This is a genomic window from Frankia nepalensis (assembly GCF_016786325.1).
In the GTDB taxonomy this organism is placed as follows: domain Bacteria; phylum Actinomycetota; class Actinomycetes; order Frankiales; family Frankiaceae; genus Pseudofrankia; species Pseudofrankia nepalensis.
Window position 1 is genome coordinate 1 of sequence record NZ_JADWYU010000089.1, and the last position, 22,155, is coordinate 22,155.

Here is a 22,155-nt window from a genome sequence, read left to right on the forward strand (position 1 = left end):
ACTCAGCTACCTCTTCCACGCCTACGGCACCAACCTCAGCTTCGAAGACGGCGAGTACAACTTCGTCAAGACCCGCGCCCAACACGGCGTCAAGCGGGCGTTCGAGCTGCGCGACCTGCACTTCGAGATCCCCGAGCCGTGACCGGCGGCCGGCCCGCCCCCGCGCGGGCCGCCCTCCGGTCCCGGCCCAGCAGCAGAAAGTAAACATCTAGATGTCTACGAGCGAGGCGGCCGATACCGCGACCACCGCGGAGCCGGCAACGGCAGAGCAGGCGGCAGCAGAGCCGGCCACGGCGGCGGGGCCCGTCGAGATCACCGTGCGCGACGGCGTGCTGCGGATCCTCCTCAACCAGCCGGCGCGCCGCAACGCGCTCGACATGGCCGCCGTCGGCGTCCTCGTCGACGCCCTCGACGCCGCCTCCACCGACGACACGCTGCGGGCGGTCGTGCTCGAGGGCGCGGGCGGCCACTTCTGCTCGGGCGCCAACTGGGTGTCGTCGAACACGGGCGCCAAGGACGACGGCGCGAACGGCGCCGAGGCGCCGAAGCCCAGGACCAAGCCGCGGCCCGGCAGCGTGCAGCGGCGCACGCCCGTCCAGGCACACCGCCTCGTCCAACTCCTCATGGAGATCCAGCTGCCGGTGGTCTGCGTCGTGCGCGGCTGGGCCGCCGGGCTCGGCTTCCAGCTCGCGCTGGCCGCCGACGTCACGGTCGCCGCCGACGACGCGCGCTTCTGGGAGCCGTTCCTCGAACGCGGCTTCACCCCCGACAGCGGCGCCACCTGGCTGCTCCCCCGCCTCGTCGGCATCGCCCGCGCCCGCGACCTGCTGCTGCTCGGGCGCAAGCTCACCGGCGCCGAGGCCGCCGCCTGGGGACTGATCCACGCCAGCGCCCCCGCCGAGGAACTGGACGCCCTGGCCGCCGGGATCATCGAACAGCTCGCCACCGGCCCGACCGTCGCCATCGGCCTCGCCAAGCGGAGCATCAACCGCAACCTGGAGAACAGCTTCGCCCAGGCCCTGGAGAACGAGGCCCTGGCCCTGGAGCTCAGCTCCCGCACCGCCGACTTCCGTGAGGGCCTCGCCGCCTTCACCACCCGCCGCCCGCCCAGCTACACGGGCCGCTAGGCTCCCTCGCGGATCTTCGAGGGCCCCGGCCCGTCACCGCCCGAGGACCCCGGCCTGTCACCGCCGATCCCAGAAAGCTCCATGAAAACGCCCTGACCGTCTTCGTGGCCGTCAGCCGACGCGGACCGCTTCTGGAAGCTGGTAGACGGCGAACGGGGCTTTGATGACCGGCGCCGCGACGTTGCGGACCGCGGTGCCGGCGGGCGTCTCGCCCACCTCGGTCCCGTAGTGCGCGTGGCCGTGCAGGGCCAGCGCGACCCGGCGACGCCCGCCTGGGGCCAGCTCGCGCGTAGGGTCGCCCCCCGGCCGTTCGCCGGGCGTCCTGGTTCCCTGGGCGCCCGCTGGCCGGGGCGCCGCCCCGAACGCCTGCTCGCCGTCGATCGCCGCGCCGAGCAGGTAGCTGCCCAGGAACGGGTACAGCTCCAGCGGCTCACCCACGAGGGTTTCCCGGGTCGGCGCGTAGTGCAGGAGCGCCACCCGCAGGTCACTGTCGAGTTGACTCAGCGCATCTCGCAAGACCTGCGCCGTCGTCACCGCGTGCTCCGCGAACGCCTTCATCTCCCGCTCACCGTGCACGGCGGCCGTACAGCCGGCGAAACCGCCGCCGAATCCCTTCACGCCGGCGATCCCGACCTGTCCCGCGGCGGTGTCGACGACCGTCGACGTCCCTTCCAGCACGGTCACGCCCGCATCGGTCAACATCTCGCTGAACGCCGCCTCATGGCCGCGGTCGTAGTCGTGGTTACCGAGAACAGCGACCACTGGCAGGTCCAGCCCACCGAACAGCTCGCAGACCTCCTCGGCAGAACTGGTACCGCCATCCTCGGTCAGGTCGCCAGCGAGCAGAAGAACGTCGGCGACGTCAACCACGCGCTCATATACCGGCCGAAGGCGGGCCGCGGCCCCGGCGGTGACGTGCAAATCTCCGACTGCCGCGATTCGGACCATGGCCCGATCATCCCTGAATCTCGCCCACCGAGCGTCAGGTCGAGCGATCCTGCCCTGAGTGTCCTGGCAGCCCCCGGCGGCAGCCGGCCGGCGGAGGCCCGCTCAGCCCAGGCCCCACGACTCAGCCCAGGCCCCACAGCTCAGCCCAGGTCCCACAGCCGCACCGTGCGGTCGGCGCTGGCGCTGACCAGGGTGTCGCCGTCCGGCGAGAACGCCACCGAGCTCACGTGGTCGGTGTGGCCGGTCAGCTCGCCCATCGGCCGGGGCCTGGCCGGGTCGGCCACGTCCCACAGCCGCACCGAGTGATCGTCGCTGGCGCTGGCCAGTGTGTGGTTGTCCGGGGAGAACGCCAGCGAGACCACGACGTTGGTGTGACCGATCAGCTCACCGCGCTTGACGGGAGCGGACGGGTTGGTGATATCCCACAACTGCACCTTGTCGTCGTCACCGGCGCCCGCCAGGATTCGGCCATTCGGCGAGATCGCCACCGCGTACACCCAGCCGATGCGGCTGGTCAGCGGCTCACCCAGCGGCCGGATGTCCGTCCGGTCGGAAATGTCCCACAGCTGCACCGCCTGGTTGTAGCCGCTCGCCAGGATGTCGTCGTGCGGGGAGAAGGCCACCGACGCCGTCCAGCCGGGTTCGCTGGCCAGCAGGTGGGGGGCCGTCCGGTCGGTGACATCCCACAGCACCATCGCGTCTTCGCCACCGGCGCTGGCCAGCAGTTTCCCATCCGGGGAGTACGCCACGGCGTACATGGGGTCGGAATCACCGGTTAGCGACTCACCCAATGGGCGGAGCCTGGTCCGGTCGGTCACGTTCCACAACTGCACCGTCTTCCCACCGGCACTCGCCAGGGTGCGACTGTCCGGCGAGAACGCCACCTCCTCCACCTGGCCGACGGAGGCAGCCGGCTGTTCGGCGAGCCGGGTGGGCCTGGCCAGGTCGGTCACATCCCACAGGCGTATCGTGCCGGCGCCGTCGGCGCCGGCCAGGGTGTGCCCGTCCGGGGAGAAGGCCACCGACCACATGGCCGCCGGCACGGTCAGCGGAGAACCCAACAGGTGGGGGGTGGAATCCCCACCGCGGGTGGAGATGACGGCCACGACGGTGCCGGTCACGGCGAGCAGGACCGCCACGGCGGCGGAGACCAGGCGCCGGCGCCGCGGCCGGGGGCGCCCACGGTCGGACTCGTCAGGCCTCCCGCCGCCGGCCCCGGTTCGGGGCTGGTCCCCTGTCGAGAAGGTAGGACGCACGCCGCTGGCCGTGGCCGGCCAGGTAGAGACCAACGGCTGGTCGGCGGCCGCGCGGATCTCGTCGTCAAGCCGCAGCCGGATGCCGGCCCGGGCGGTCCAGCCGGGGCCGAACACCTGGGCCGCGGCACGGGCCAGGTCCAGGGCGAACACGTGGGCGGACGGCTGGCGAGCGGCCGGATCCTTGGCGAGGCTACGCATCACCACGTCGGCCAGCGGGGCGGGCACCCCGGCCGGCGGTGGCGGGACCACATGCAGATGATGATGAGCGAGCGCCGGGGCGGACAGCCCTGGACCGAACGGCGGCCTCCCGGCGAGCAGCTCGTACAGCATTATCCCCACGGCGTACAGGTCCGTGGCCGGACTCAGCCAGCCAGCGGCCAACTGTTCGGGGGCCATGTATCGCGGGGTGCCGACAACCGCGCTCGCGGCCGCCGCCGCCCCTTCCACGAGTTTCGCGATCCCGAAGTCCGCGACTTTCAGCAGCCCGGCGCCGTCGAACAGCATGTTGTCCGGTTTGATGTCGCGGTGCAGGACGCCCTGGGCATGGGCACAGCCCAGCGCGGCGGCCACCGCCAGCCCGACCGCGCATGCCCCCTCCGGGGACAGGCTCGCCCGGCGGCGGGTCAGCGTTCCGCCGCCCAGCAGCTCCATCACGATCAACTGCAGGTCTTCGACCACTACGGCGTCATAGACGCGGACGATGTGGGGATGGTCCAGGGCGGCGAGCAGCCGCGCCTCGCCGAGGCTGGTCGTCGCGGTCTCGTCCAGCTGGGCGAACAGAACCTTGATGGCCACGTCGCGGTGCAGCTCCCGGTGCCGGCCAGCCAGCACCACCCCGAACGCACCCCGGCCCAGCTGGGCGCCCAGCTCGTAACCGGGCAGCGCCGCGGCCACCCGCGCCTCGTCGAAAATCACGAGGTGAAAGCTGGTGCGCGCTGGCGACGGCGACCACCGTTCAGCATCCCGATTCCCCCCAGTTTGCGCCTAATCCGGGATTCTAGCGGCGCACGGCGCGACCGAGCTCACCCTCCCGCCGCCACATCCGGCAGAGACCGCCTCGTCTCCCTCGACCGCGCCGGAGGGGAACCGGCCCGGTCAGACCCGCCGCGATCTGGCCGAATCTCGGCGGTGCGTCCTATCGCCCGTCGAGGAGTCTGACGACGTGTTCGGCGGCCCCACGGGCCGAGGCGGGGTTCTGCCCAGCGACGAGGCGGCCGTCGACCGCCCGACTCACCGTCGGTCAGCTTCCGACCTGCGCGGATGTGTGTAGATTGGCCGAGATAGTCAGATTCTCTGGCCTGGCACGGTCCGCGCCACGGGGTCGCACGTTCCGTCGATGGTCACCATCATCTCGATGGTCTTCCGCGCGGTATGCGTCGGGCGCGAGTCGCCGTTGCCTAGCCGTTGGGGGAGGGAACCAGGCATGTCGTCCACCATCGATGTGACCGGTGAACGCCGGCATACGGCGCTCGACGCCGGCTGTCACCCGGCGCGCGGCGACCACCGGCGGCCATCGCCAGGGCGGACGCGGCGGGTCGGCGCGGCGGTCGCCGCGACGGCGGTGAGCGTCGTGATCGCGGTGAGCGGATGCTCGGCCGACGACGATGCCAACGAGCCCGCGGCTCAGGTGAGCCAGACGGCCGCCGGCACGACGCCCGCGGACGGTAGCGCCACGCCCGGGCCGGGTGCCGCGAGCGGCGGCCCGGCGCCGGCGACGGAATACACCAGCCCGGAGCCGGTGGCCGAAGGCACCGGCTCGGAACCGGTAACCGGAAACGGCGGCCCGACGACGGTGAGCGAAAGCGACCTCGAGAATCGGATCGTGGAGGAGTTCACCCGCAAGAGCGGCGAGCAGTTCTCCGCCGACTGCCCCGGCGACCTCGCCGCCGAGGTCGGCGCCGAGATGCGCTGCAACGCGTCGATCCGGGCGACCGGAAATTCCTACGACGTTGATGTGACCGTGGTCAGCGTGGCCGACGGCGCCGCCACCTTCAACATGTCGGCCACGCCCATCGGTTAGCCGGGCAGCCGGTCGGTAATCGCATCAGCCACCCAAATGCGGTCGCGATGCCCTTCGGTCGGGACCTGGTCGGCGCGCACAGGCCGGCCAGGTCCGCCCGAGCGCGAGCCGGCGCGCAGGACGACGCCACCCCCGTCGTTCGTCCCGTCCTCCGTCGTCACCATCGGCATCGGCCTCGACGCCTATTCCGGCGAACTGTGGATCGGTGAGGGTACGACTGGCGCGCGGACTTCGAGGTTCCTTGGACCGTCATTGAGATCGCGCTAGGCAGGCTTCGAGGGAACGCACGGCTGGAGCTACAGCGCCTGGTCGCGAAGGCGGACGAGCGCCAGCAGGCGCGGACGCGGTGCGCAGGCCCACGGCGACGGCGACCGCCTCCTCGTCGTCCAGCAACAGCGGCGGCATGGCCGCGCCCGCGGCAAGCCGGTAGCCGCCCGCCGCGCCCATCGTCGCCCGCGGCAGATATCCCAGTTCGCGCAGGCGATCGATATCGCGGCGGACGGTCCGAGGGCTGACCCCGAGACGCTCGGCCGTTCAGCCCCAGGCCAGTCGCGGCGAGCTTGCGGCAGGGACAGCAGACCGAGCAACCGTGCGGACCTGTCACTCATGGCCCCAGCATGCCTGGCCATATAGGACAGAAACCGACCTAGATGACCCCTACCGTCGATCCTGTCATCGCGACGAATCGGGAGAGACATGAGCACCGAGATCCGCCCATTCCAGATGGAGATCGCCGCTGCCGACCTGGACGACCTGAACGACCGGCTGGACCGCGCCAGGTGGCCCCGGCAGCTGCCCGGCGAGGGATGGAGCCTCGGCGTCCCCGTCGCCTACCTCCAAGAACTTGCCGGCTACTGGCGCAATATGTACGACTGGCGCCGACACGAGGCGCGATTGAACGCGTTTCCGCAGTTCATGACCGAGATCGACGGCCAGGACATCCATTTCCTGCACGTCCGCTCGGTCGAGCCCGGCGCTCTGCCGCTCATCCTCGTGCACGGCTGGCCGAACTCGTTCGTGGAGTTCGGCGATCTCATCGGCCGTCTCACCAGTCCTCGCGCGCATGGAGGTGACCCTGCCGAGGCATTTCACGTCGTCGTGCCGTCCGTGCCGGGCTTCGGGTTCTCCGCGCCGCCGGGTGGGACCGGATGGACCGCGGCGCGTGTGGCGCGGATCGGGGCGAAGCTGATGCGCCGACTCGGCTACGAGCGGTACGGCGCGCAGGGCGGCGATTTCGGAGCCTACGTCGCCCCGGAGATGGCCAAGGTGGCGCCGGACCATGTTGTGGGCGTCTACGTCGTTGGCGGTCTCGGCTTCCCCATCGAGAAGGATCTTCCGGAGATGACCGAAGCTGAGCGGGCGGCCTATACCCGGCTGATGGAACAGGACTGGATGAACGGTGTCGACCATCACGCGTTGTTGCGCGCGGCGCCGCAGACCTTCACGTACGGATGGCACGACTCACCAGTCGCGGCACTGGCCTGGATGACCCAGAAGTTCCACGAGTTCAACGCCTCAGGCCGGCCGCTGGAGCAGGTGATCGATCGGGACCTGTTCCTGACCAACGTGAGTCTCTACTGGTTCACCGGAACGTTCGGAACGTCGGCCTGGCCGTACTACGACAGCACCGGCTTCGGCTGGCCGGAAGGACAGACCGCCGCGCCGACCGGCGTCTACAGCGGACCGCCAGGCATCCGCCGGCTCGCCGAACGCCACAACATCATCCTTCACTGGCCGGAGAACAATCCGGCCGGCCACCACTTCATCGCCATGGACCAACCGGATCATCTCGCCGCTGACATCCGCGCGTTCTTCGCCAAGGTCCGCTGACCGCCACAGGCCGGCCGCGCCGCCTCGCCAACAGCGAAGGTGGCCAGCTGTCCGCGGCGAACCTCGTCGACGGAGTACAGCAGCGTTCGTCTGCGAGATTGCAACAAACGCAGCCCTCTCGCCTGGTCAAGGGCTACATTTGTGACTTCGTGCAGACGGCTGTGACCTGTGGGTTCACCACCGTCGGACGTTCAGTCGAGTCGACGCGTGGATCGCGGACCGCGCAGCACACTGCAGGTGGAGCCGCTCAGGGGCACGGCCACGAACGCTGAGAAGCCGCCTGGCGCCCTGATCACCGGCCACCCGGACGCCCGCCCGCATCGCGGCCCACGATCGGCGTGCTGGACACTTGTTCCCGCGGTTGGGGCGGACGGGAAGGCGTGGCATGAGTGGCGCGACGGCATCCGGGGCGGGAAGCCCGGTCGGTTTTCTGTGGATTCCGGCGGTCGACCTGTCCGCCGCCGCCGCGTTCTACCGGGACGTGTTCGGCTGGGAGGTCGACGAGCCTGGCCAGGGCGCGAGCGCGGTCGGCTTCCGCGCGCCGGGTCTCATCGGCCAGCTGACCACTGAGCTACCGGTCGGACCCGGCGGGCCGTTGCTGTGGCTCATGGCCGACGACCTCTATAGGGCGCTGCGCCTGGTCGAGCTGCGTGGCGGCCGGGTACTCGGGCAGCCGCGGCGGCAGGGCGGCGTCCGCTACCTCGTCCAGGTCAGTGACCCGGCCGGCAACCGGCTGGGCATCGCGGTGCCGGCCGGGTCGCCGCGGCCGCAGCCGCTGGTCGTCGCGCGTGACGTCGAGGCGTCCAGCCGCTGGTACCAGGAGTTGCTCGGACTGCGCTCCGACCACGGCGGCAAGGACTATGAGCGGCTCGTCACGGCCGACGGCATCCTCGTCCTGCAACTGCACCGCTGGGACGTCGACCACGGCCACGGCCAGCTCGCCGAGCCGGACCAGCCGTTCGGCAACGGCGCGGTGCTGTGGTTCGGTGACGTCGCCGACTTCGAGGGCGCCGTCGAACGGGCCGGGCGGCTCGGCGCGGCGGTGGTGCACCCGCCCATGCGCAACCCGCTCAGCGGCGAGGGCAACGGCCCGGCGCACCGCGAGATCTGGCTGAAGGATCCGGACGGCTACACCGTCGTGATCGCCAGCCCGGACGGCGAGGACCACGAGCCGAGCTGAGTGCCCATGCCGCCCCCGCATCGCCGCGCCCGCACCCGCGCCCGCACCCGCACCCGCACCCGCACCTTCGTAACCCCGCGTCGCCAGGGCTGCGCAACGCCAAACTCCTGGCCAGCGTCGCTGGATCTCAGATCGAGCAATCCGCCAGTCAGTGAACGGGCAGGTTGTCCGATCCCGGATGCTTGACATCTCGATCCCACCCGATGCTTGACAGCGGTCGTCAGTTGACCCGAGCGGGTGACGGCTTGTGCGCTCGTCTGCCGAACTGCAAGAAATGCGACCCTCAAGGGTGGATCAGACGATGGTGGCTGGCGCGGATCAGGGTTGCTTTTAAGGATGGTCAGGGGCCCTGGCAAGCCCGCCGGTCCCGCGGCCGGCCCACCGGCTCGCGGATCCGGGTGCGGCGAGCGTCGTGCCTGCCCGGCCCGCCGCTGTCGGTACCGCCCGGCGAGCCCTGCCGGCGAAACGATCTCCGCGTTCCGCTGCGCGCGGCACACCGACCCGAAGGGCACGGCCACCCTCGGGATGCGCCTGGCGGCCGCGGCGGTGACGACATCCGTTCCCGGTCTGATCTCCACCGGCGGCGCCCCGGGCGGCCCGCGGAGCGACCCGCCGGGGGCAGCGACCGGCCAGCGGCAGCGCTGACCGGCCCGATGATCGCGCGGAGCCGGCAGCGCGGAGCCAGCGTGATGGCCACGGCCGGACGAACCCGTCAGGGGACGCCGGCCCGCCGGCTCCCGCGAACACGCGACCGTCGGCCCGGCTCAGCGCCGCGCAGGTTCGGCTACTTCTTGATGGCGGTCTTCATGTCGTCGAGGAGGGTGAGGATGGGCAGGCCGGACTCGGACAGGGCGTGGCCGTGGCCGGTCTGGTGGATGTCGAAGACCGACTGGATGGCCGCGTAGAAACCCTGGACGTCGAGGGTCTGGTTGACCGCGCGCTTGGCCTGGCGCAGCGCGAACGGGTGCATCTGGGCGATCTGGGTGGCGAGCTCGCGCACAGCCGGGCGCAGCTCGTCGAGCGGGACGACCCGGTTGACCATGCCGACCTGCGCGGCCTCCTCAGCGGTCATCGCGCGACCGGTGAACAGGATCTCCTTGGCCTTGCGGGGGCCCATCTCCCAGGTGTGGCCGTGGTACTCGACACCCCCGATGCCCATCATCACCACCGGGTCGGAGAACTTCGCGTTGTCGGCCGCGACGATCAGGTCGCACGGCCAGGCCAGCAGCAGGCCACCGGAGATGCACACACCCTGCACGGCCGCGATCGACGGCTTGGGGATGTTGCGCCAGCGCAGCGTGTACTCCAGGAACCGCTTCGCCTCGGTCTCGTAGATCCCACCGAGGGTCCACTTCGGCCCCGCGCCGTTTCCGTTGCTGGCGGCCCGCGGGCCGACGCCCTTGATGTCGTGGCCGGCGGAGAAGTGCTTGCCGTTGGCCCGCAGGATGATGACCCGGACCTCCGGGTCGTCCGCGGCCCGCCGCCAGGCCTCGTCCAGGTCGTCGAGCAGTGCGGAGGTCTGGGCGTTGGCCGCCTCCGGCCGGTTGAGCGTGATCGTCGCGATCCGCTCGCTGACCTCGTACCCGATGAAGCTTGTGATCACAAAGATCTCCTCGAACCGTGCGGGGCCGCGCCGACCGCGTCCGATCCGGCGCCCCGCCAGGCGACTGCCTGACGCGCCGCCGGGCCGGGCGGCTCATGACGGCCGAGATATCTAGATGTTAATAACCAGGCTGGCCGGGGGCCAGCCCTCCGGGGGCGGCATCGTCCGCGGCATGGTCATCGGCGATTCAGTCGTCGATGACTCGATCATCGACGGCGACGGCGCCTTCGCCCGGCCGCCCGCGCCTTGCGCGCCGACCCGGGCCGAGCGGCACCGCCAGGGCTCAGTCGCGGCGGAACCACAGCGCGGCCGTCTGGCTTCCGACCCCGGCGAGCGAGCCGTCCGGGGACCAGAGCCGCACCGAGCCGTAGCCGTAGCCGCCGGACGCCTGCTCGGGGGTGCCGTCGACGAGTACCCATTCGCTGTCGGGCGCCGAGCCGACCCGGATCGTGTTGTCGAGGCTCGACCCGGAACCGCGCTGCCCGAGAGCGGCCATCACCATCGTCGGCACGGAGTCCGCCACCATCGGAAGAATCGCGGGACGGGTCGCCGGACGTCCGGGAAAACGCATCCAGAAACGCAGCCGCGGCCCCTTGCTGAACTCGCGCATCTCCACCATACCGAAGAACCCGGGCGCGACACCCGGCGGAATGGGCAGCACGCTCGGCCGGCATTCCTCGGGCGCCGGCACGACGGGCATGCCCGGCACGGTCCCGTCCGGGATCGCGGGATTCACGTCGCCGGACGCCCCCAGCCCGGCGAGCACGACCCGGCCGTCGACCGAGCCGGTGACCCGGACCTGCGACGTGCGCCGGCCCGCCGCCAGCACCTCGGCGACCAGGTCCAGGCGCTCGCCGCGCCTCGGCGAGCCCACGAACTGCGCGGTCGCCCAGCGCAGCGACCGCCCGGTCGCCGCCTCGACGAGCGCCCCGACCAGCGAGAGCCCGGTGCCGCCGTACATGCGTTGCAACTGGGTGAGATGGCGCTCCGCCATCACGACGCTGGCCCGCGTCACCGCGGGCCCGGGGCCCGCCTCCTCGGCGTCGCCCACCTCGAGGCCGAGCCACCGCTGGTCGGCAAGGCGCTGCCCGGCCTCGTCCTGATCGGTGCCGTCCGGCTCCGTGCCGCCCAGCCTCGCGCCCGCCGGCGCGGGATCGGTCACCGCCGGCTCGGCGCGCCCGGCCATCTCGGCGCGCCCGGGATCCACAGTCACCTCGGACATGGGGCCCGACGTTAGCATTTAATATCCAGACGTTTTGGTTATTGTGACCCGGTCGTCATCCGCCCGCGCGGCCGCCGGGCTGTTCAGCGTCGGGTCACGGGGTAGGCCGAGGACGCGCTCGGCGATCTGGTTACGGACGATCGCCGAGGTGCCACCCGCGACGGTCCGGTGCCGCCAGGCGAGCACGGTGCGACCGGCGTCGGCGCCGAGGCCCCCGACGCGGACCATCTGGGGGCCGGGGAGCTCGGGCGCGCACGCCCGCTCCTCCGCTCCCCCCACTCCCCCACGCGTCCGTGAGGGCCGCGCGCCCCGTTTCCGGACACCGGCGGGCGCGCGGGGCGTGTAACCGGCGTGTCGCACGTATGACAGGTCAGGGAAAACCCTGAAAGGGATGGTGTTCGCCCTCGCGACGCGCCAGCATAGGGGCCAGATCGGCGCGGGCCGACGGTGGGAAAGCGGGGGGAACCAGCGATGCCGAACAATTGTGGATTGCCCGTCGGCGGGAGCCGCCGGGCGCCAGGACGGCGTACCCGCTTCTCGGCCTCCTGAATCCATGAGCCTGACCATCAACGTCGGCGGGCGCTCCGTCGAGGTCCCCGCCGGACGGCCGTTCGTCGTCGGCCGCGCGGTGGCGTGCGACCTGGTCATTCCCGACGGCCGGGTGTCGCGACGGCACCTGCTGGTCGAGCCGGTCGAGGACGGCTGGGCCGTCGTCGACATCAGCAGCAACGGGACCTGGACCGCGGGCCGGCGGATGCACCGGGTGCGGGTCCGTCAGGAGACACGCCTCCAGCTCGGCGCGGTGGATGGCCCCGAGGTCGTGGTGGCCCTGACACCGGGGGCACCGACCACACCGACGGACCTGGGCGTGGTCGACCGGCCGGCGCAGGCGGCGCCCGCCGCCCGGGCGGGTGGCCCGTCGCCGCAGCGCGTCTCCGACAGCCCCGCGCCCGGCGCGCCACCGCACGGGTCGCCTGCCAGCCCGGCGGCACCGGGCCGGCAGGCCGCTCCCGCCGGCCGGCCCCAGCAGGACCCCGACGACCGGCCGAGCTGGCACTTCGACAACCCGGCCGGCCCGCCGACCGGCGGCCACCACGAGCGGCCCACGATGATCCCGGGCGGCCGGGAGCCCACGGGCCCGATGCTGCCGCCCGGCGAGCGGGAACAGCGGGCGGGCCAGCGTGACCCGGTCCGCACCCACCCGCTGAAGATGGGCCGGATGTCGATCGGGCGGGCACGCTCGAACGACATCGTCGTGGGTGACCTGCTGGCGTCCCGGGAGCACGCGGAGCTGCTCCTCGGCCGCGGCGGCGCCGAGATCGTCGACCTGGGGTCCCCGAACGGCACGTTCCTCAACGGCCAGCGCATCGACCGGGCCGTCCTCAACCCCGGCGACGTGATCGCGATCGGTCACCACGTCTTCAACGTGACCGAGCAGGCCCTCGTCGAGCGGGTGGACACCGGGGACGTCTCGTTCGAGGTGGACGGGCTGTCCGTGGACATCGGCACCGCCCGGCTGCTGCACGACGTGACGTTCTCGCTGCCGGGGCGGGCACTGCTGGCGGTGATCGGCCCGAGCGGCGCCGGCAAGTCGACGCTGCTCGGGGCGCTCACCGGCTTCCGGCCGGCGAACATCGGGACCGTGCGCTATGCCGGCCGGGACCTGTACGCGGAGTACGACGAGCTGCGCCGCCGGATCGGCTATGTGCCGCAGGACGACATCCTGCACACCGCGCTCACCGTCCGCCAGGCGCTCGAGTACGGCTCCAAGCTGCGCTTCCCGGCCGAGACGACCCTCGAGGAGCGGCGCAACCGCGTCAACGAGGTGCTCGTCGAGCTGAGCCTGACCAACCGGCCCGGCACCGGCGGCCGGCCGAACGGCCGGGCCATGGCCGCTGGCGCGGACTCGAACGAGCTGCGGTTCGTCGACGAGGACGAGGAGCCGGGCGCGCCGAGCGGCGGCGACCTGTCCGACCGGCAGGTGGCCCGGCTGTCCGGCGGGCAGCGCAAGCGCACCAGCGTCGCCCTCGAGCTGCTCACCCAGCCGACGCTGCTCTACCTGGACGAGCCGACCTCCGGCCTCGACCCGGGCCTGGACAAGGAGGTCATGGAGTCGCTGCGGCGGCTCGCCGACGGCGGCCGGACCGTCATCGTCGTCACCCACAGCGTCGCCCAGCTCAACCTGTGCGACTACCTGCTGGTGCTCGCCAAGGGCGGGCATGTGGCCTATTTCGGCCCGCCGCAGCACGCGCTGGAGTTCTTCGACGAGGCCGACTGGGCCGACGCCTTCCGCGTCCTGCAGACGACGAAGGGCGCGAAGAGGCTCGCCAGCCGGTTCCGGAGCTCGCCGTACTTCATCAAGGGCTCGGCGCCGATGGCGCGGCCGCAGCCGGCGCCGCTGGCCAGGATCCGGCAGCAGTCGGTGCTGTCGCAGCTGGTCACCCTGAGCCGCCGCTACCTGCGGGTCATCGTCTCCGACAAGTCCTATCTGCGGCTGCTCATCGCCTACCCGTTCGTGCTCGGGCTTATCCCGCTGACGATCAAGACGTCCGACAAGTTCAACCTGCCGCCGAACGGGCAGCCGAACCTGGACGCGTCGCGCGCGCTGCTCGTGGTGATCCTCATGGCCTGCTTCATGGGGATGTCCAACGCGGTGCGCGAGCTGGTCAAGGAACGGGAGATCTACCGCCGCGAACGCTCGATCGGCCTGTCCGTCATCGCCTACGTCGGCTCGAAGGTCGTCGTCCTGTCGCTGATCACCGCGCTGCAGGGCGCGGTCCTGGCGACCATCGGCCTGTGGGGCCGCTGGCCACCCGACGGGGTGCTGTTCGGCGCGCCCCTGGAGATGGTGCTCGCGGTGGCAGCGACGGCGGTCGCCGCCGCGATGGTGGGTCTGATCGTCTCCTCGGTGGTCGACAACGCCGACAAGACCATGCCGCCGCTGGTCGTGCTGACGGTCGCGAACCTGGTGTTCACCGGCGCACTGATGCCGATTGCCGGGGAGAAGGGGCTCGAACAGCTCGCCTGGCTGTTCCCCGGCCGGTGGGGCTACGCCTCGGCGGCGGCGGTCGGCGACATCAACGTGATCCAGATGAACGGCAGTCAGGCCAACCCGAAGTTCCCGCCCGACCCGATGTGGGAGCACACCGCGAGCGCCTACGCCGGCGGCCTCATCGGGTTGGCGGTCATCGCCACGGTCAGCCTGATCGCGACGGCCCTGCTGCTGCGCCGGCTGGACCCGCGGGCCAGCCGCGGCCGGCGCAAGGGCTGAGCGGCCGAGCCGCCGAGCGGCCGAGCGGCTGAGCGGCTGAGCGGCTGAACCGTCGAAGAGGACCGCGCGGCTACCCGACCACGCCGCCTTACGACCGCACGGCCGTACGACCGCGCCGTTACAGGACCGCGCCGCGCTCCTTCAGGTCGGTGATCTCCGGCCAGGTCAGGCCCAGCTCCAGCAGGACGTCCTCGGTGTGCTCGCCGTGCTCGGGCGCCCGGGCCGGCCGGCTCGGCCGGCCGTCGAACTGGGCCGGCGCGGTGACCATCGGCAGGCCGAACCCGGCGCCCATCTCGACGTCGGCGACGTAGCCGTTGGCGACGACCTGCGGGTCGTCGTGCGCCTCACGCGGCGTCTGCACCGGCGCCCACTCGCCCGCGAACGACGCCAGGGCTTCACTCCACCGCGCGAGCGTCCGGGTGGCGAAGACGGCGTCGAGCGCGTCGACGCAGGCCGCCGCGTTGCGGCGGCGGGCGTCCAGGTCCACGAACCGCGGGTCCTCGGCGAGCTCGGGACACCCGAGGGCGACGCACAGGTCGGGCCAGTACCGGTCCGGGGAGAGCATCATCAGCGCGACGAACCGGTCGTCGGCCGTCCGGTAGGTGAGCATCAGCGGGTTCCACGCCGCGTGCCGGTCGGTCCGGGCACCTGTGTGGCCCTCGGCGTCCAGCCGGGCGTTGACGACGTCCGGCTGCACCTGCCACAGCCCCGCCGCCAGCAGCGACGAGTCGATGACCGACGGCTCGCCCGTGGCCGCGCGCCGGTAGAGCGCCGTGCTGACCGCGCCGGCCAGGGCCAGGCCCGCGACGACGTCGCCGAAGGCGGGCCGTGGCGGCCCCGGCCACTGCCCCGCCGGCGTGTGCAGGTGCTGCATCCCGCTGCGCGCCCAGTAGGCGCCCGTGTCGTAGCCACCGCGGTTCGCGTCCGGCCCGCGGGCGCCGAACGCGGTGCCGCGGACGTAGATCACCGACGGCGCGTCGACGCGCACGTCGGCGACGTCGATCCGTAGCTTGCGGCGCGCGTCCGCCCGCAGGCTCGTCACGAACACGTCCGCGGCCCCCAGCAGCCGCCCGAGCAGCGCGCGCCCGTCCGGGTGCGCGAGGTCGATCCCGACCGACCGCTTCCCCCGGTTCGCGGACTGGAAGAACGGGTCGACCCCCCGGTAGACGTTGTGCAGCCCCACCGTCGTCAGCGCCCGGTAGGGGTCCCCGGTCACCGGATGCTCGACCTTGACCACCGTCGCGCCCCACTCGGCGAGCACGGCGCTCGCCATCGGCACGAACACGTGCGTGGCCACCTCCACCACCCGCACCCCGGCCAACGGCCCGGCCTCGGCCACGCCCACCCCCTCGTCCGCTCGTCCCGCCAGCCCGCCGGCCGCCCCGCCGCCGTGGGCGACACCCGTTCCTCAGATAAGTGACCGCTCATTAAATATCATCGACAGCACATCATTCAAGATCGTTTGATGCGTCGGCCGGCGCGTCAACGGCGTGGACAACGGCGTGCGTCGCCGGACGACGAAACGCCCGGCCACGGTCCAGCGGACCGGGCCGGGCGCCCTCGCGGGATGTTCGTGCCGGGCTACGTGCCGTTCGCCGGCTGCTTGTACTCCTTGCCGTTGATCGTGGTCGTCAGGGTGCCCGTGGCGTCGAAGATGTTGGTCATGACGTCGATGGTGAGGTGGAAGCCGTCGGGGCTGGTCTTCTTGGTGGCGGTCACCCCGCCACCGGTCCCGGTGAGGTCCGAGAACCAGTCGACCGTCGTCACCGTCAGGCTCGGGTTCCTGGCCGAGACCTTCTCGGTGCCGTCGATGACGTAGGTGCCGTCGTCGGTGAAGCCGTCGTAGGTGACGGCGATGGTCCCGATGGCGAACCCGTCCTCGGTGTAGGTGATCTCGACCGTGGCCGTGCCGCCCTTGGCTCCGGGCAGGGTGTAGGTGCCGGCGGGCGGATGCGGCCGGTCCGGCGGCGGGGTGCCGGGCACGTACTTCACGCCCCACGGGACCTCGTCCGAGATCGGCGCGACCTTGGGCGCCGGCGCCGGCTCACGACTGGTGAGCTTGGCGATCATCATCCGGACGCCGCGGCCACCCGGCTCCGTCGACTCCTCACAGGGCAGCGGGTTGGCGCCCCCGCACGCGGGCGGGAGGGCGAGCCGCTGCCAGTAGACGACCGCGGTCCCGTCAGGCGACCACTTCGGGTCGGCCATGCCGTTCCAGTTCGGGTCGTTGACGGCGCCGGGGCCGCCGTCGCCCGAGGCGTTGAGCCGCTGGCCGGAGTAGTCGCCGCAGTCGCCGTACCGGTCGATGAGAATCGGCTGGAAGAACCGCCGCTGGCCGTTGTTCCGGGTCGACGAGGTCACACTGGTCGTGATCAGGTCGGTGACCGGTGGGATGCCCCGCATGGCCGCGAGGAACATCTGCCGGTCACTGCCGCGGGTGTCCATCGCGACGGTCCAGTCGCCGTCCGGGGACAGGTCGATCGGGTCGACGTACTCCGGGTGCGCGGTGAGGCGGCGGACCTCGCCGGTCGTGAGGTCGGCCGCGAAGACGTCGATGTTCGACGACTCGGTCGGGCTCCCGATGTAGGTGACCTCCTTGCCGTCCTTCGAGAAGCCGCGCAGCTCGCCGACGGCGAGGGCGCCGGGGTTGACGCGCAGCTGGCCCGGGTTGGCCGGGTCGACCTCGACCGGCTGGGTGTCTTCGGGGTCGAACAGCCGGGTGACGTCGACCACGTCGTAGCGCGGCCCACGCGACTCGCCCGTCGTCGGCGCCGGGTTGAAGCTGAGCCGGCCCAGGTAGGCGAACTGGCCCAGCTTGCCGCCCGTGAGCGTGAAGCTGTTGAACCCGAGGTGGACGTCGTCGGGGTGGATCCGCAGCTCCCGCAGGTTCCCGCCCTTGCCCGAGTCGTCGGGGGTGTTCTGCCAACGGATCGGGTAGACGTGCGTCTGGTCCGGGGTGCAGGCGGCGTCCGCGATCGGGTGGGTCCCGCAGTCGACGATGTTGGTACCCACCAGCACCCGCTTGCCGTCGTTGAACGGCTGCGGGTAGTCCATCGGCTCGTTGCGGCCGGCCGCGTTCTGGTCCGGCACGCCGCAGGTGACGCACTTCCACGCGTCGCCGTTCGGGAACGTGGTGCCGTCCGTCTTCACGACGATCAGCTGACGGCCCGTGTAGCCGCTTCCCGGGTCGGGCGCGGCCGGGGCGCCCACGAACGTGACGACCGCGGTGACGGACGTGCCGTCCGGCAGGAAGCCGCCGGACTGCATGCTGGCGTCCCTGCCCACGCATCCGGTACCGCGGGGGTTGAGCTCCTTCGTGCACGCACCCGGGTCCTCGCTGGGCGCCACCGGCGGCAGCGGCAGCTCGCTGACCTCGACCGGCTCCGGCTCCGGCGGCGCGGGGACGCCCCCGGCCGCCGCCGACGCGGGCGCGTTCGGCGCGTCGTCGCCCGAATTGGAACATCCCACCAGGGCAAGGACGAGCGCCACCGCCAGCCCGGCGAATAACCAGCGCCCGCGGCGCGGTGCACCCTTTTCACCACGGTTTTCGGGGCGCCCGCGTTTCTTTCCCAGCTTCTCCGGTGGCAGTTTTTTCGACAGCACGTTTCTCGGTCTCACCCTTCCAGGCGGCAGGTCGCCGACGTGGCGAAATGCATGCAAGAACCCTGTCGACCGGCCGGTGCGCGGTCAATCAGCCATGTGCAGTATTCAGGTGGGCGGCCGTACTGCGAGGGCAGTAGTCCGGGGCCGGTGGTGACGGGCGCGACCCGCCGCCGCATCAGTACGAGCATGTCTCGCTGATACGTAGTAGCCCGGGTTCTCAGGGCGATGCCCTGGCCGAGGGCCCCGCCGAAGGCGGTGACAGGCCATGCGCGCCGGGGCGAGGCAAGGCAAGCCGACGTGCGGGAGCCTGTTCTGAGTGACACGGCCGCGCCGACTGCTCGCCCGCCGGGCGATGGCCGGCGCCGACTCGCCGACCGGCCGGCCATGGCCCGGCCCACGGCCATACCTTCAGCCAACCGTTGCGCCGGTCTCCGGCGCGATGCCCGCCGGCGTCGCCGTCCTCAGGCGGTTTCCGCCGGGCCCTCGGCGACGATCAGGTCCTCCAGGTTGCGCATCGAGGCCTGGAACGACCGGCGCAGGCCGGGGCGCTGGAGCCGGTCGATCAGCCGCCCGACCGGGCCGAGGCCCGGCCGGTAGCGGACCGTGTAGGTGAACCTCGTCCCCTCGCCGCCGTCGACCTGGACCGGCTCGAGCTCGAACACGTTGGTCATGTCGTGCATCGGGGCGAAACCGGTCCCGGTGTCGACCCGCCGGCGCGGCGGGTCGATCCGCTCGACGGTCCAGGTGGACCTGGTAGTCAGCGGCCCGACGGTCCGGTTGCGTTCCGAGTAGGTCCGGCCGACGGTCGCCGCGCCGTGGTGGTCGGTGACCTCGAGCACGCCGACGACCCATTCCGCGTACCGGTCGGTCGCGTCGATCACCTCCCACACCCGGGCGACGGGCACGGCGAGCACGGCGGTCTCGCTGACCTCGGTGAGTGGCACCTGGTCCTCCCCTGTTTTCTCGGCGTCCGGTCCGGCCGCCCCAGCCCTCGCGCCGTCAGCCCGCGGTCGGCCGGCGGTCAGTCGGCGGCGGCCAGGACCGCGCGCGCGGTGTCCCGTCCCGAGCGCACCGCGCCGTCCATGTAGCCGTTCCAGTAGTCGGCGTGCTCGGCCCCGGCGAAGTGGACCCGGCCGAACGGCCGGTCGCGCCACGGCCCCAGCGCGGTCAGCACGCCCGGCGCGGCGGCGGCGGTCGGGCCGCCCAGCGTCCACGGCTCGGCCGTCCAGTCCTGCTCGAAGTACTCCCGGGGCCGCAGGGCACGGCGCCCGGCGACCTGGGCGAAGGCGCGCAGCACGGCGCCCCGGCGGTGCCGGGCCGGGCGGCCGGCCCAGGCCCGCCACTGCCGGCCGCCGAGGAAGCCCATCAGCACCCCTGGGCCGTCGCCGGGGGGCGAGTTGTCGAACATCGAGCAGACCGTCGACCCGGCGCGGAAGACGCCCTGCCCGTTCAGGCCGTCCGCCCGCCAGAACGGCTCGTCGTAGACGGCCTCGCACTTCGCCAGCGCCCCGAAGGCGAGCCGGCCGAACAGCGCCTCCTGCTGGGGCGGCAGCCGGGGCGACCAGCTGACCCGGGCGGCGAGCACCGGCGGCACGGCGAGCACCACGTGCCTCGCCGTCCAGGCGCCGGCGTCGGACCGGACGGTCACCGACCGGCCGTCCTGCTCGACGGCGCGGACCGGCGCGCCGAGCACCACCCGCCCGTCGAGCCGCCGCGCCAGCCGCACGGCGAGCAGCTGCGAGCCGCCGTGGAAGCGGAGCTCCTGGGCGCCGCCGGCGACGGCGATCCCCCGGTCGATCGTGCCCGGGGTGTGCTCGTCCCCCATGCCGGCGATGTAGTGCAGGCTGAACAGCAGCGACGCCTCGGCCGCCGTCGCGCCGTAGGCGGAGCCCAGGAAGACGTCGACCAGGTCGAGGCCGCCGGTGCCGGCCGTGACGCGCCGCAGCCAGGTGGCGAAGGTCGTCCCGTCCCAGCGCCGCGCGTGCCGCGCCGTCCACGGCTCCTCGAGGGGGATCGTCCGGGCGAGCCGGTTCATCCGGGCCATCGCGAGCCCCAGGCCGGGCAGCGCCAGCGGGTCCGGCGGGATGTCGCCGCCGAACCGCCGGGCCCGGCCGCCGTGGACGTAGACGCTGTCGCCCGCCGCGTAGGTCGGGAACGTCGCGACCCCGAGCTCGGCGGCGAGGCCGAGCACCTGGTTCTGGGTCGGCCCGACGAACTGCCCGCCGGCCTCGGCCACCAGCCCGTCGCCGAGGTCGTGGTTGACGAGCCGCCCGCCGACCCGGTCTCGGGCCTCGAGCACGACGACGTCGCGGCCGGCGGTGACCAGCGCGTCCGCCGCGGTCAGGCCGGCGAGCCCGGCGCCGACCACGACGACGTCGGCCGCCCGCGACACGCTCACGGCCGGCCCGGCGCCGGCCCGGTCGGCACGGGCGCGAGCGCCACGGTGGGCGCGGTCGCGGCGAACTCCAGGACGGCGGCCAGGTCGAACTCGCCGTGGTCGGTGCCGAGTCCGCCCGCGGTGAACGCGGCGCTGGCGCAGCCGATCACGGCCGCCTGCCGCGGTGGCCGGCCGAGCGCGAGGGCCCGCAGGAAGCCGGCGGAGAACGAGTCACCGCACCCGGAGGTGTCGACCACCTCGACCGCGAACGCCGGGACGTGGTCCACGCTGTCGGCGGTCACCACCGTCGCGCCGGCGGCGCCCGCGGTGGCGACCACGCAGCCGGCGCCCCGGGCCAGCAGCGCCCGGCAGGCGTCGACGAGGGTGGCCTCGCCGGTCCAGCCGAGCACCTGTTCGTCGTTGGGCAGCAGGTAGTCGACGTGCGGCAGCGCGTCGGCGATCCACTCGAGCATGCCGGGATCGGCGGGCGCGATCGAGTCGAGCGAGGTCGTCACGCCGTGCTCCCGGGCGAAGGCGAGGATCCGCCCGGCCGCCTCGCCTCCCATGAACTCCGGCCCGCCCAGGTGCAGGTGGGTCGCGGCGGCGATGGCGTCCCACGGAGCGTCGTCCGGCCCGTACGTGCCGTTGGCGCCGATCACGTGGAACGCGGGCCGCGAGCCGTCGGGGCGGATCGGCAGCACGCTGGCGGAGGTCTGCGCGCCGGCACGCCGCACGATCAGCGAGGTGTCCACCCCGCCGCGGCCGAGCAGGGCGAGCAGTTGGTCGCCGATCGCGTCCGTGCCGACGGCGCCGGCGCCGCGGACGGTCGCGCCCAGCTTGGCGAGCACCAGCGCGGTCCCTCCGGCGGGGCCGGCCGCCGACACGCGGATCTGCTCGACGAGCTGCCCGTCCTGCCCGGCGGGGATCTCCTCGACCGGGCGCACCAGCGTGTCGAGCACGTGCGCGCCGAGCGCCACGACGGTCATGGCCGCCTCGCCGGTCGGGTCAGTCGTCGACGTCATGGCGCGCTGGCTCCTCGGGGGTCGCGGGATGGGTACTGCCGTAGGCGCGGCGGGTGGCGGCGGCCACGACCGCCTGCTGGGCCTCGGCGTCCAGCGCCCTCGGGGTGCCGATGGACGCCGCTCGCCAGTAGAGCTCGCAGGCCCATTCGAGCAGCTCGGTCTGCTCGACGGCGCCGCCCAGGGAGCCGGCGTGGGTGAGCGCGCCGTGGTTGGCCATCAGCGCCGCCGCCCGGCCGTCGAGCGCCGCCAGGACCGCCTCGGCCAGCTCCGGCGTGCCGAACGTGGCGTAGGGCGCGACCCGGACGGTGCCGCCGAGCAGCAGCATCTGGTAGTGCACGCACGGCAGCTCGTCGACGACCAGCCCGACGGCGGTGGCCATCGGCGCGTGGGTGTGCACGACCGCGCCCGCGCCGTACCGGCGGTAGACGCCCAGGTGCAGGCCGAGCTCGGAGGTCGGCGCGAGGGTGCCGCCGACCACCCGCCCGTCGAGGTCGACCACGCTGACCTGGTCGGCCGTCAGCTCCTCGAACCGGGCGCCGGTCGCCGTCACCGCGACCAGCTCCCCCACCCGGACGCTGACGTTGCCCGCCGTGCCGAGGACCAGGCGACGGGCCGCGAGCAGCCGGCAGGCTTGCGCGACCTCGGCGCGCGCCGCCTCGAGCGCCGGCGGCATCGCCGGGTCCGGCCGCTGCCGCG

15 protein-coding genes and 2 pseudogenes are annotated in these 22,155 nt (G+C 72.8%); 6 read left to right on the top strand and 11 right to left on the bottom strand.

Annotated features, from left to right (window positions below; genetic code table 11):
• A pseudogene (locus tag I6A81_RS46090) lies at nucleotides 1-142 on the top strand (enoyl-CoA hydratase/isomerase family protein); the annotation flags it as partial.
• A 70-nt stretch (nucleotides 143-212) separates the two neighbouring features.
• Nucleotides 213-1,127 carry an enoyl-CoA hydratase/isomerase family protein gene (locus I6A81_RS05960; protein ID WP_203001241.1) on the top strand — a complete coding sequence of 305 codons (915 nt, stop codon included), beginning with the start codon at nucleotides 213-215 and terminating at the stop codon, nucleotides 1,125-1,127.
• A 111-nt stretch (nucleotides 1,128-1,238) separates the two neighbouring features.
• Here the strand turns inward: I6A81_RS05960 and I6A81_RS05965 are convergent, their stop codons facing one another.
• Both I6A81_RS05965 and I6A81_RS05970 read right to left on the bottom strand, forming a co-directional pair.
• Nucleotides 1,239-2,075 carry a metallophosphoesterase family protein gene (locus I6A81_RS05965; RefSeq protein WP_203001243.1) on the bottom strand — a complete coding sequence of 279 codons (837 nt, stop codon included), beginning with the start codon at nucleotides 2,073-2,075 and terminating at the stop codon, nucleotides 1,239-1,241.
• Nucleotides 2,076-2,215: 140 nt separating this feature from the next.
• Nucleotides 2,216-4,246, bottom strand: coding sequence for a WD40 repeat domain-containing serine/threonine protein kinase (locus I6A81_RS05970; RefSeq protein ID WP_203001245.1), 2,031 nt, complete (start codon nucleotides 4,244-4,246; stop codon nucleotides 2,216-2,218).
• A gap of 508 nt (nucleotides 4,247-4,754) precedes the next feature.
• Between I6A81_RS05970 and I6A81_RS05975 the strand changes: the two genes are divergently transcribed.
• Nucleotides 4,755-5,351 (top strand): DUF4333 domain-containing protein, encoded by a 597-nt coding sequence (locus tag I6A81_RS05975; RefSeq protein ID WP_203001247.1) that lies wholly within the window; start codon nucleotides 4,755-4,757, stop codon nucleotides 5,349-5,351.
• 330 nt (nucleotides 5,352-5,681) lie between these two features.
• Here I6A81_RS05975 and I6A81_RS45445 read toward each other — a convergent pair.
• Nucleotides 5,682-5,959: pseudogene (locus I6A81_RS45445) on the bottom strand (helix-turn-helix transcriptional regulator); the annotation flags it as partial.
• Between the two features lie 88 nt (nucleotides 5,960-6,047).
• Between I6A81_RS45445 and I6A81_RS05985 the strand changes: the two are divergent.
• Together I6A81_RS05985 and I6A81_RS05990 are read left to right on the top strand one after the other, a co-directional pair.
• The gene (locus tag I6A81_RS05985; RefSeq protein WP_203001249.1) at nucleotides 6,048-7,181 is read left to right on the top strand and encodes an epoxide hydrolase family protein; all 1,134 of its coding nucleotides are present in this window, start codon (nucleotides 6,048-6,050) and stop codon (nucleotides 7,179-7,181) included.
• Nucleotides 7,182-7,566: 385 nt separating this feature from the next.
• Nucleotides 7,567-8,361 (top strand): VOC family protein, encoded by a 795-nt coding sequence (locus I6A81_RS05990; RefSeq protein WP_203001251.1) that lies wholly within the window; start codon nucleotides 7,567-7,569, stop codon nucleotides 8,359-8,361.
• A gap of 784 nt (nucleotides 8,362-9,145) precedes the next feature.
• Here the strand turns inward: I6A81_RS05990 and I6A81_RS05995 are convergent.
• Together I6A81_RS05995 and I6A81_RS06000 are read right to left on the bottom strand one after the other, a co-directional pair.
• Nucleotides 9,146-9,964 (bottom strand): enoyl-CoA hydratase, encoded by an 819-nt coding sequence (locus I6A81_RS05995; protein WP_203001253.1) that lies wholly within the window; start codon nucleotides 9,962-9,964, stop codon nucleotides 9,146-9,148.
• 283 nt (nucleotides 9,965-10,247) lie between these two features.
• Nucleotides 10,248-11,186, bottom strand: coding sequence for an acyl-CoA thioesterase (locus I6A81_RS06000; protein WP_238428529.1), 939 nt, complete (start codon nucleotides 11,184-11,186; stop codon nucleotides 10,248-10,250).
• A gap of 553 nt (nucleotides 11,187-11,739) precedes the next feature.
• Here I6A81_RS06000 and I6A81_RS06005 point away from each other — a divergent pair.
• On the top strand, nucleotides 11,740-14,457 hold the full coding sequence (locus I6A81_RS06005; RefSeq protein WP_203001257.1) for an FHA domain-containing protein: 2,718 nt from the start codon (nucleotides 11,740-11,742) through the stop codon (nucleotides 14,455-14,457).
• Nucleotides 14,458-14,575: 118 nt separating this feature from the next.
• Here the strand turns inward: I6A81_RS06005 and I6A81_RS06010 are convergent, their stop codons facing one another.
• The 6 genes from I6A81_RS06010 to I6A81_RS06035 form a co-directional block, all read right to left on the bottom strand.
• Entirely contained in the window at nucleotides 14,576-15,796 is a 1,221-nt protein-coding gene (locus tag I6A81_RS06010) for a CaiB/BaiF CoA transferase family protein (RefSeq protein ID WP_203001259.1), read from the bottom strand.
• A gap of 242 nt (nucleotides 15,797-16,038) precedes the next feature.
• Entirely contained in the window at nucleotides 16,039-17,946 is a 1,908-nt protein-coding gene (locus I6A81_RS06015; protein ID WP_203001261.1) for a TolB family protein, read from the bottom strand.
• A 575-nt stretch (nucleotides 17,947-18,521) separates the two neighbouring features.
• Complete coding sequence (locus tag I6A81_RS06020) at nucleotides 18,522-19,004, bottom strand: SRPBCC family protein (protein WP_203001263.1); 483 nt, start codon at nucleotides 19,002-19,004, stop codon at nucleotides 18,522-18,524.
• A 77-nt stretch (nucleotides 19,005-19,081) separates the two neighbouring features.
• Nucleotides 19,082-20,452, bottom strand: coding sequence for a flavin monoamine oxidase family protein (locus tag I6A81_RS06025; protein ID WP_407661253.1), 1,371 nt, complete (start codon nucleotides 20,450-20,452; stop codon nucleotides 19,082-19,084).
• 2 nt (nucleotides 20,453-20,454) lie between these two features.
• Nucleotides 20,455-21,459, bottom strand: a complete 1,005-nt coding sequence (locus I6A81_RS06030) for a carbohydrate kinase family protein (protein ID WP_203001267.1) — start codon at nucleotides 21,457-21,459, stop codon at nucleotides 20,455-20,457.
• A complete protein-coding gene (locus I6A81_RS06035; RefSeq protein ID WP_203001315.1) occupies nucleotides 21,443-22,132 on the bottom strand; it encodes a class II aldolase/adducin family protein in 690 nt (229 codons plus the stop codon). The genes I6A81_RS06030 and I6A81_RS06035 overlap by 17 nt, the downstream gene beginning before the upstream one ends.
• Nucleotides 22,133-22,155: the final 23 nt, after the last annotated feature.

What these genes read in the sequence shown, in the direction of transcription:
- I6A81_RS05960 (WP_203001241.1), top strand. Translation starts at nt 213, where the DNA reads ATGTCTACGAGCGAGGCGGCCGATACCGCGACCACCGCGGAGCCGGCA.
- I6A81_RS05965 (WP_203001243.1), bottom strand. Translation starts at nt 2,075, where the DNA reads ATGGTCCGAATCGCGGCAGTCGGAGATTTGCACGTCACCGCCGGGGCC.
- I6A81_RS06000 (WP_238428529.1), bottom strand. Translation starts at nt 11,186, where the DNA reads ATGTCCGAGGTGACTGTGGATCCCGGGCGCGCCGAGATGGCCGGGCGC.
- I6A81_RS06005 (WP_203001257.1), top strand. Translation starts at nt 11,740, where the DNA reads ATGAGCCTGACCATCAACGTCGGCGGGCGCTCCGTCGAGGTCCCCGCC.
- I6A81_RS05990 (WP_203001251.1), top strand. Translation starts at nt 7,567, where the DNA reads ATGAGTGGCGCGACGGCATCCGGGGCGGGAAGCCCGGTCGGTTTTCTG.
- I6A81_RS05975 (WP_203001247.1), top strand. Translation starts at nt 4,755, where the DNA reads ATGTCGTCCACCATCGATGTGACCGGTGAACGCCGGCATACGGCGCTC.
- I6A81_RS06030 (WP_203001267.1), bottom strand. Translation starts at nt 21,459, where the DNA reads ATGACGTCGACGACTGACCCGACCGGCGAGGCGGCCATGACCGTCGTG.
- I6A81_RS06035 (WP_203001315.1), bottom strand. Translation starts at nt 22,132, where the DNA reads ATGCCGCCGGCGCTCGAGGCGGCGCGCGCCGAGGTCGCGCAAGCCTGC.
- I6A81_RS05985 (WP_203001249.1), top strand. Translation starts at nt 6,048, where the DNA reads ATGAGCACCGAGATCCGCCCATTCCAGATGGAGATCGCCGCTGCCGAC.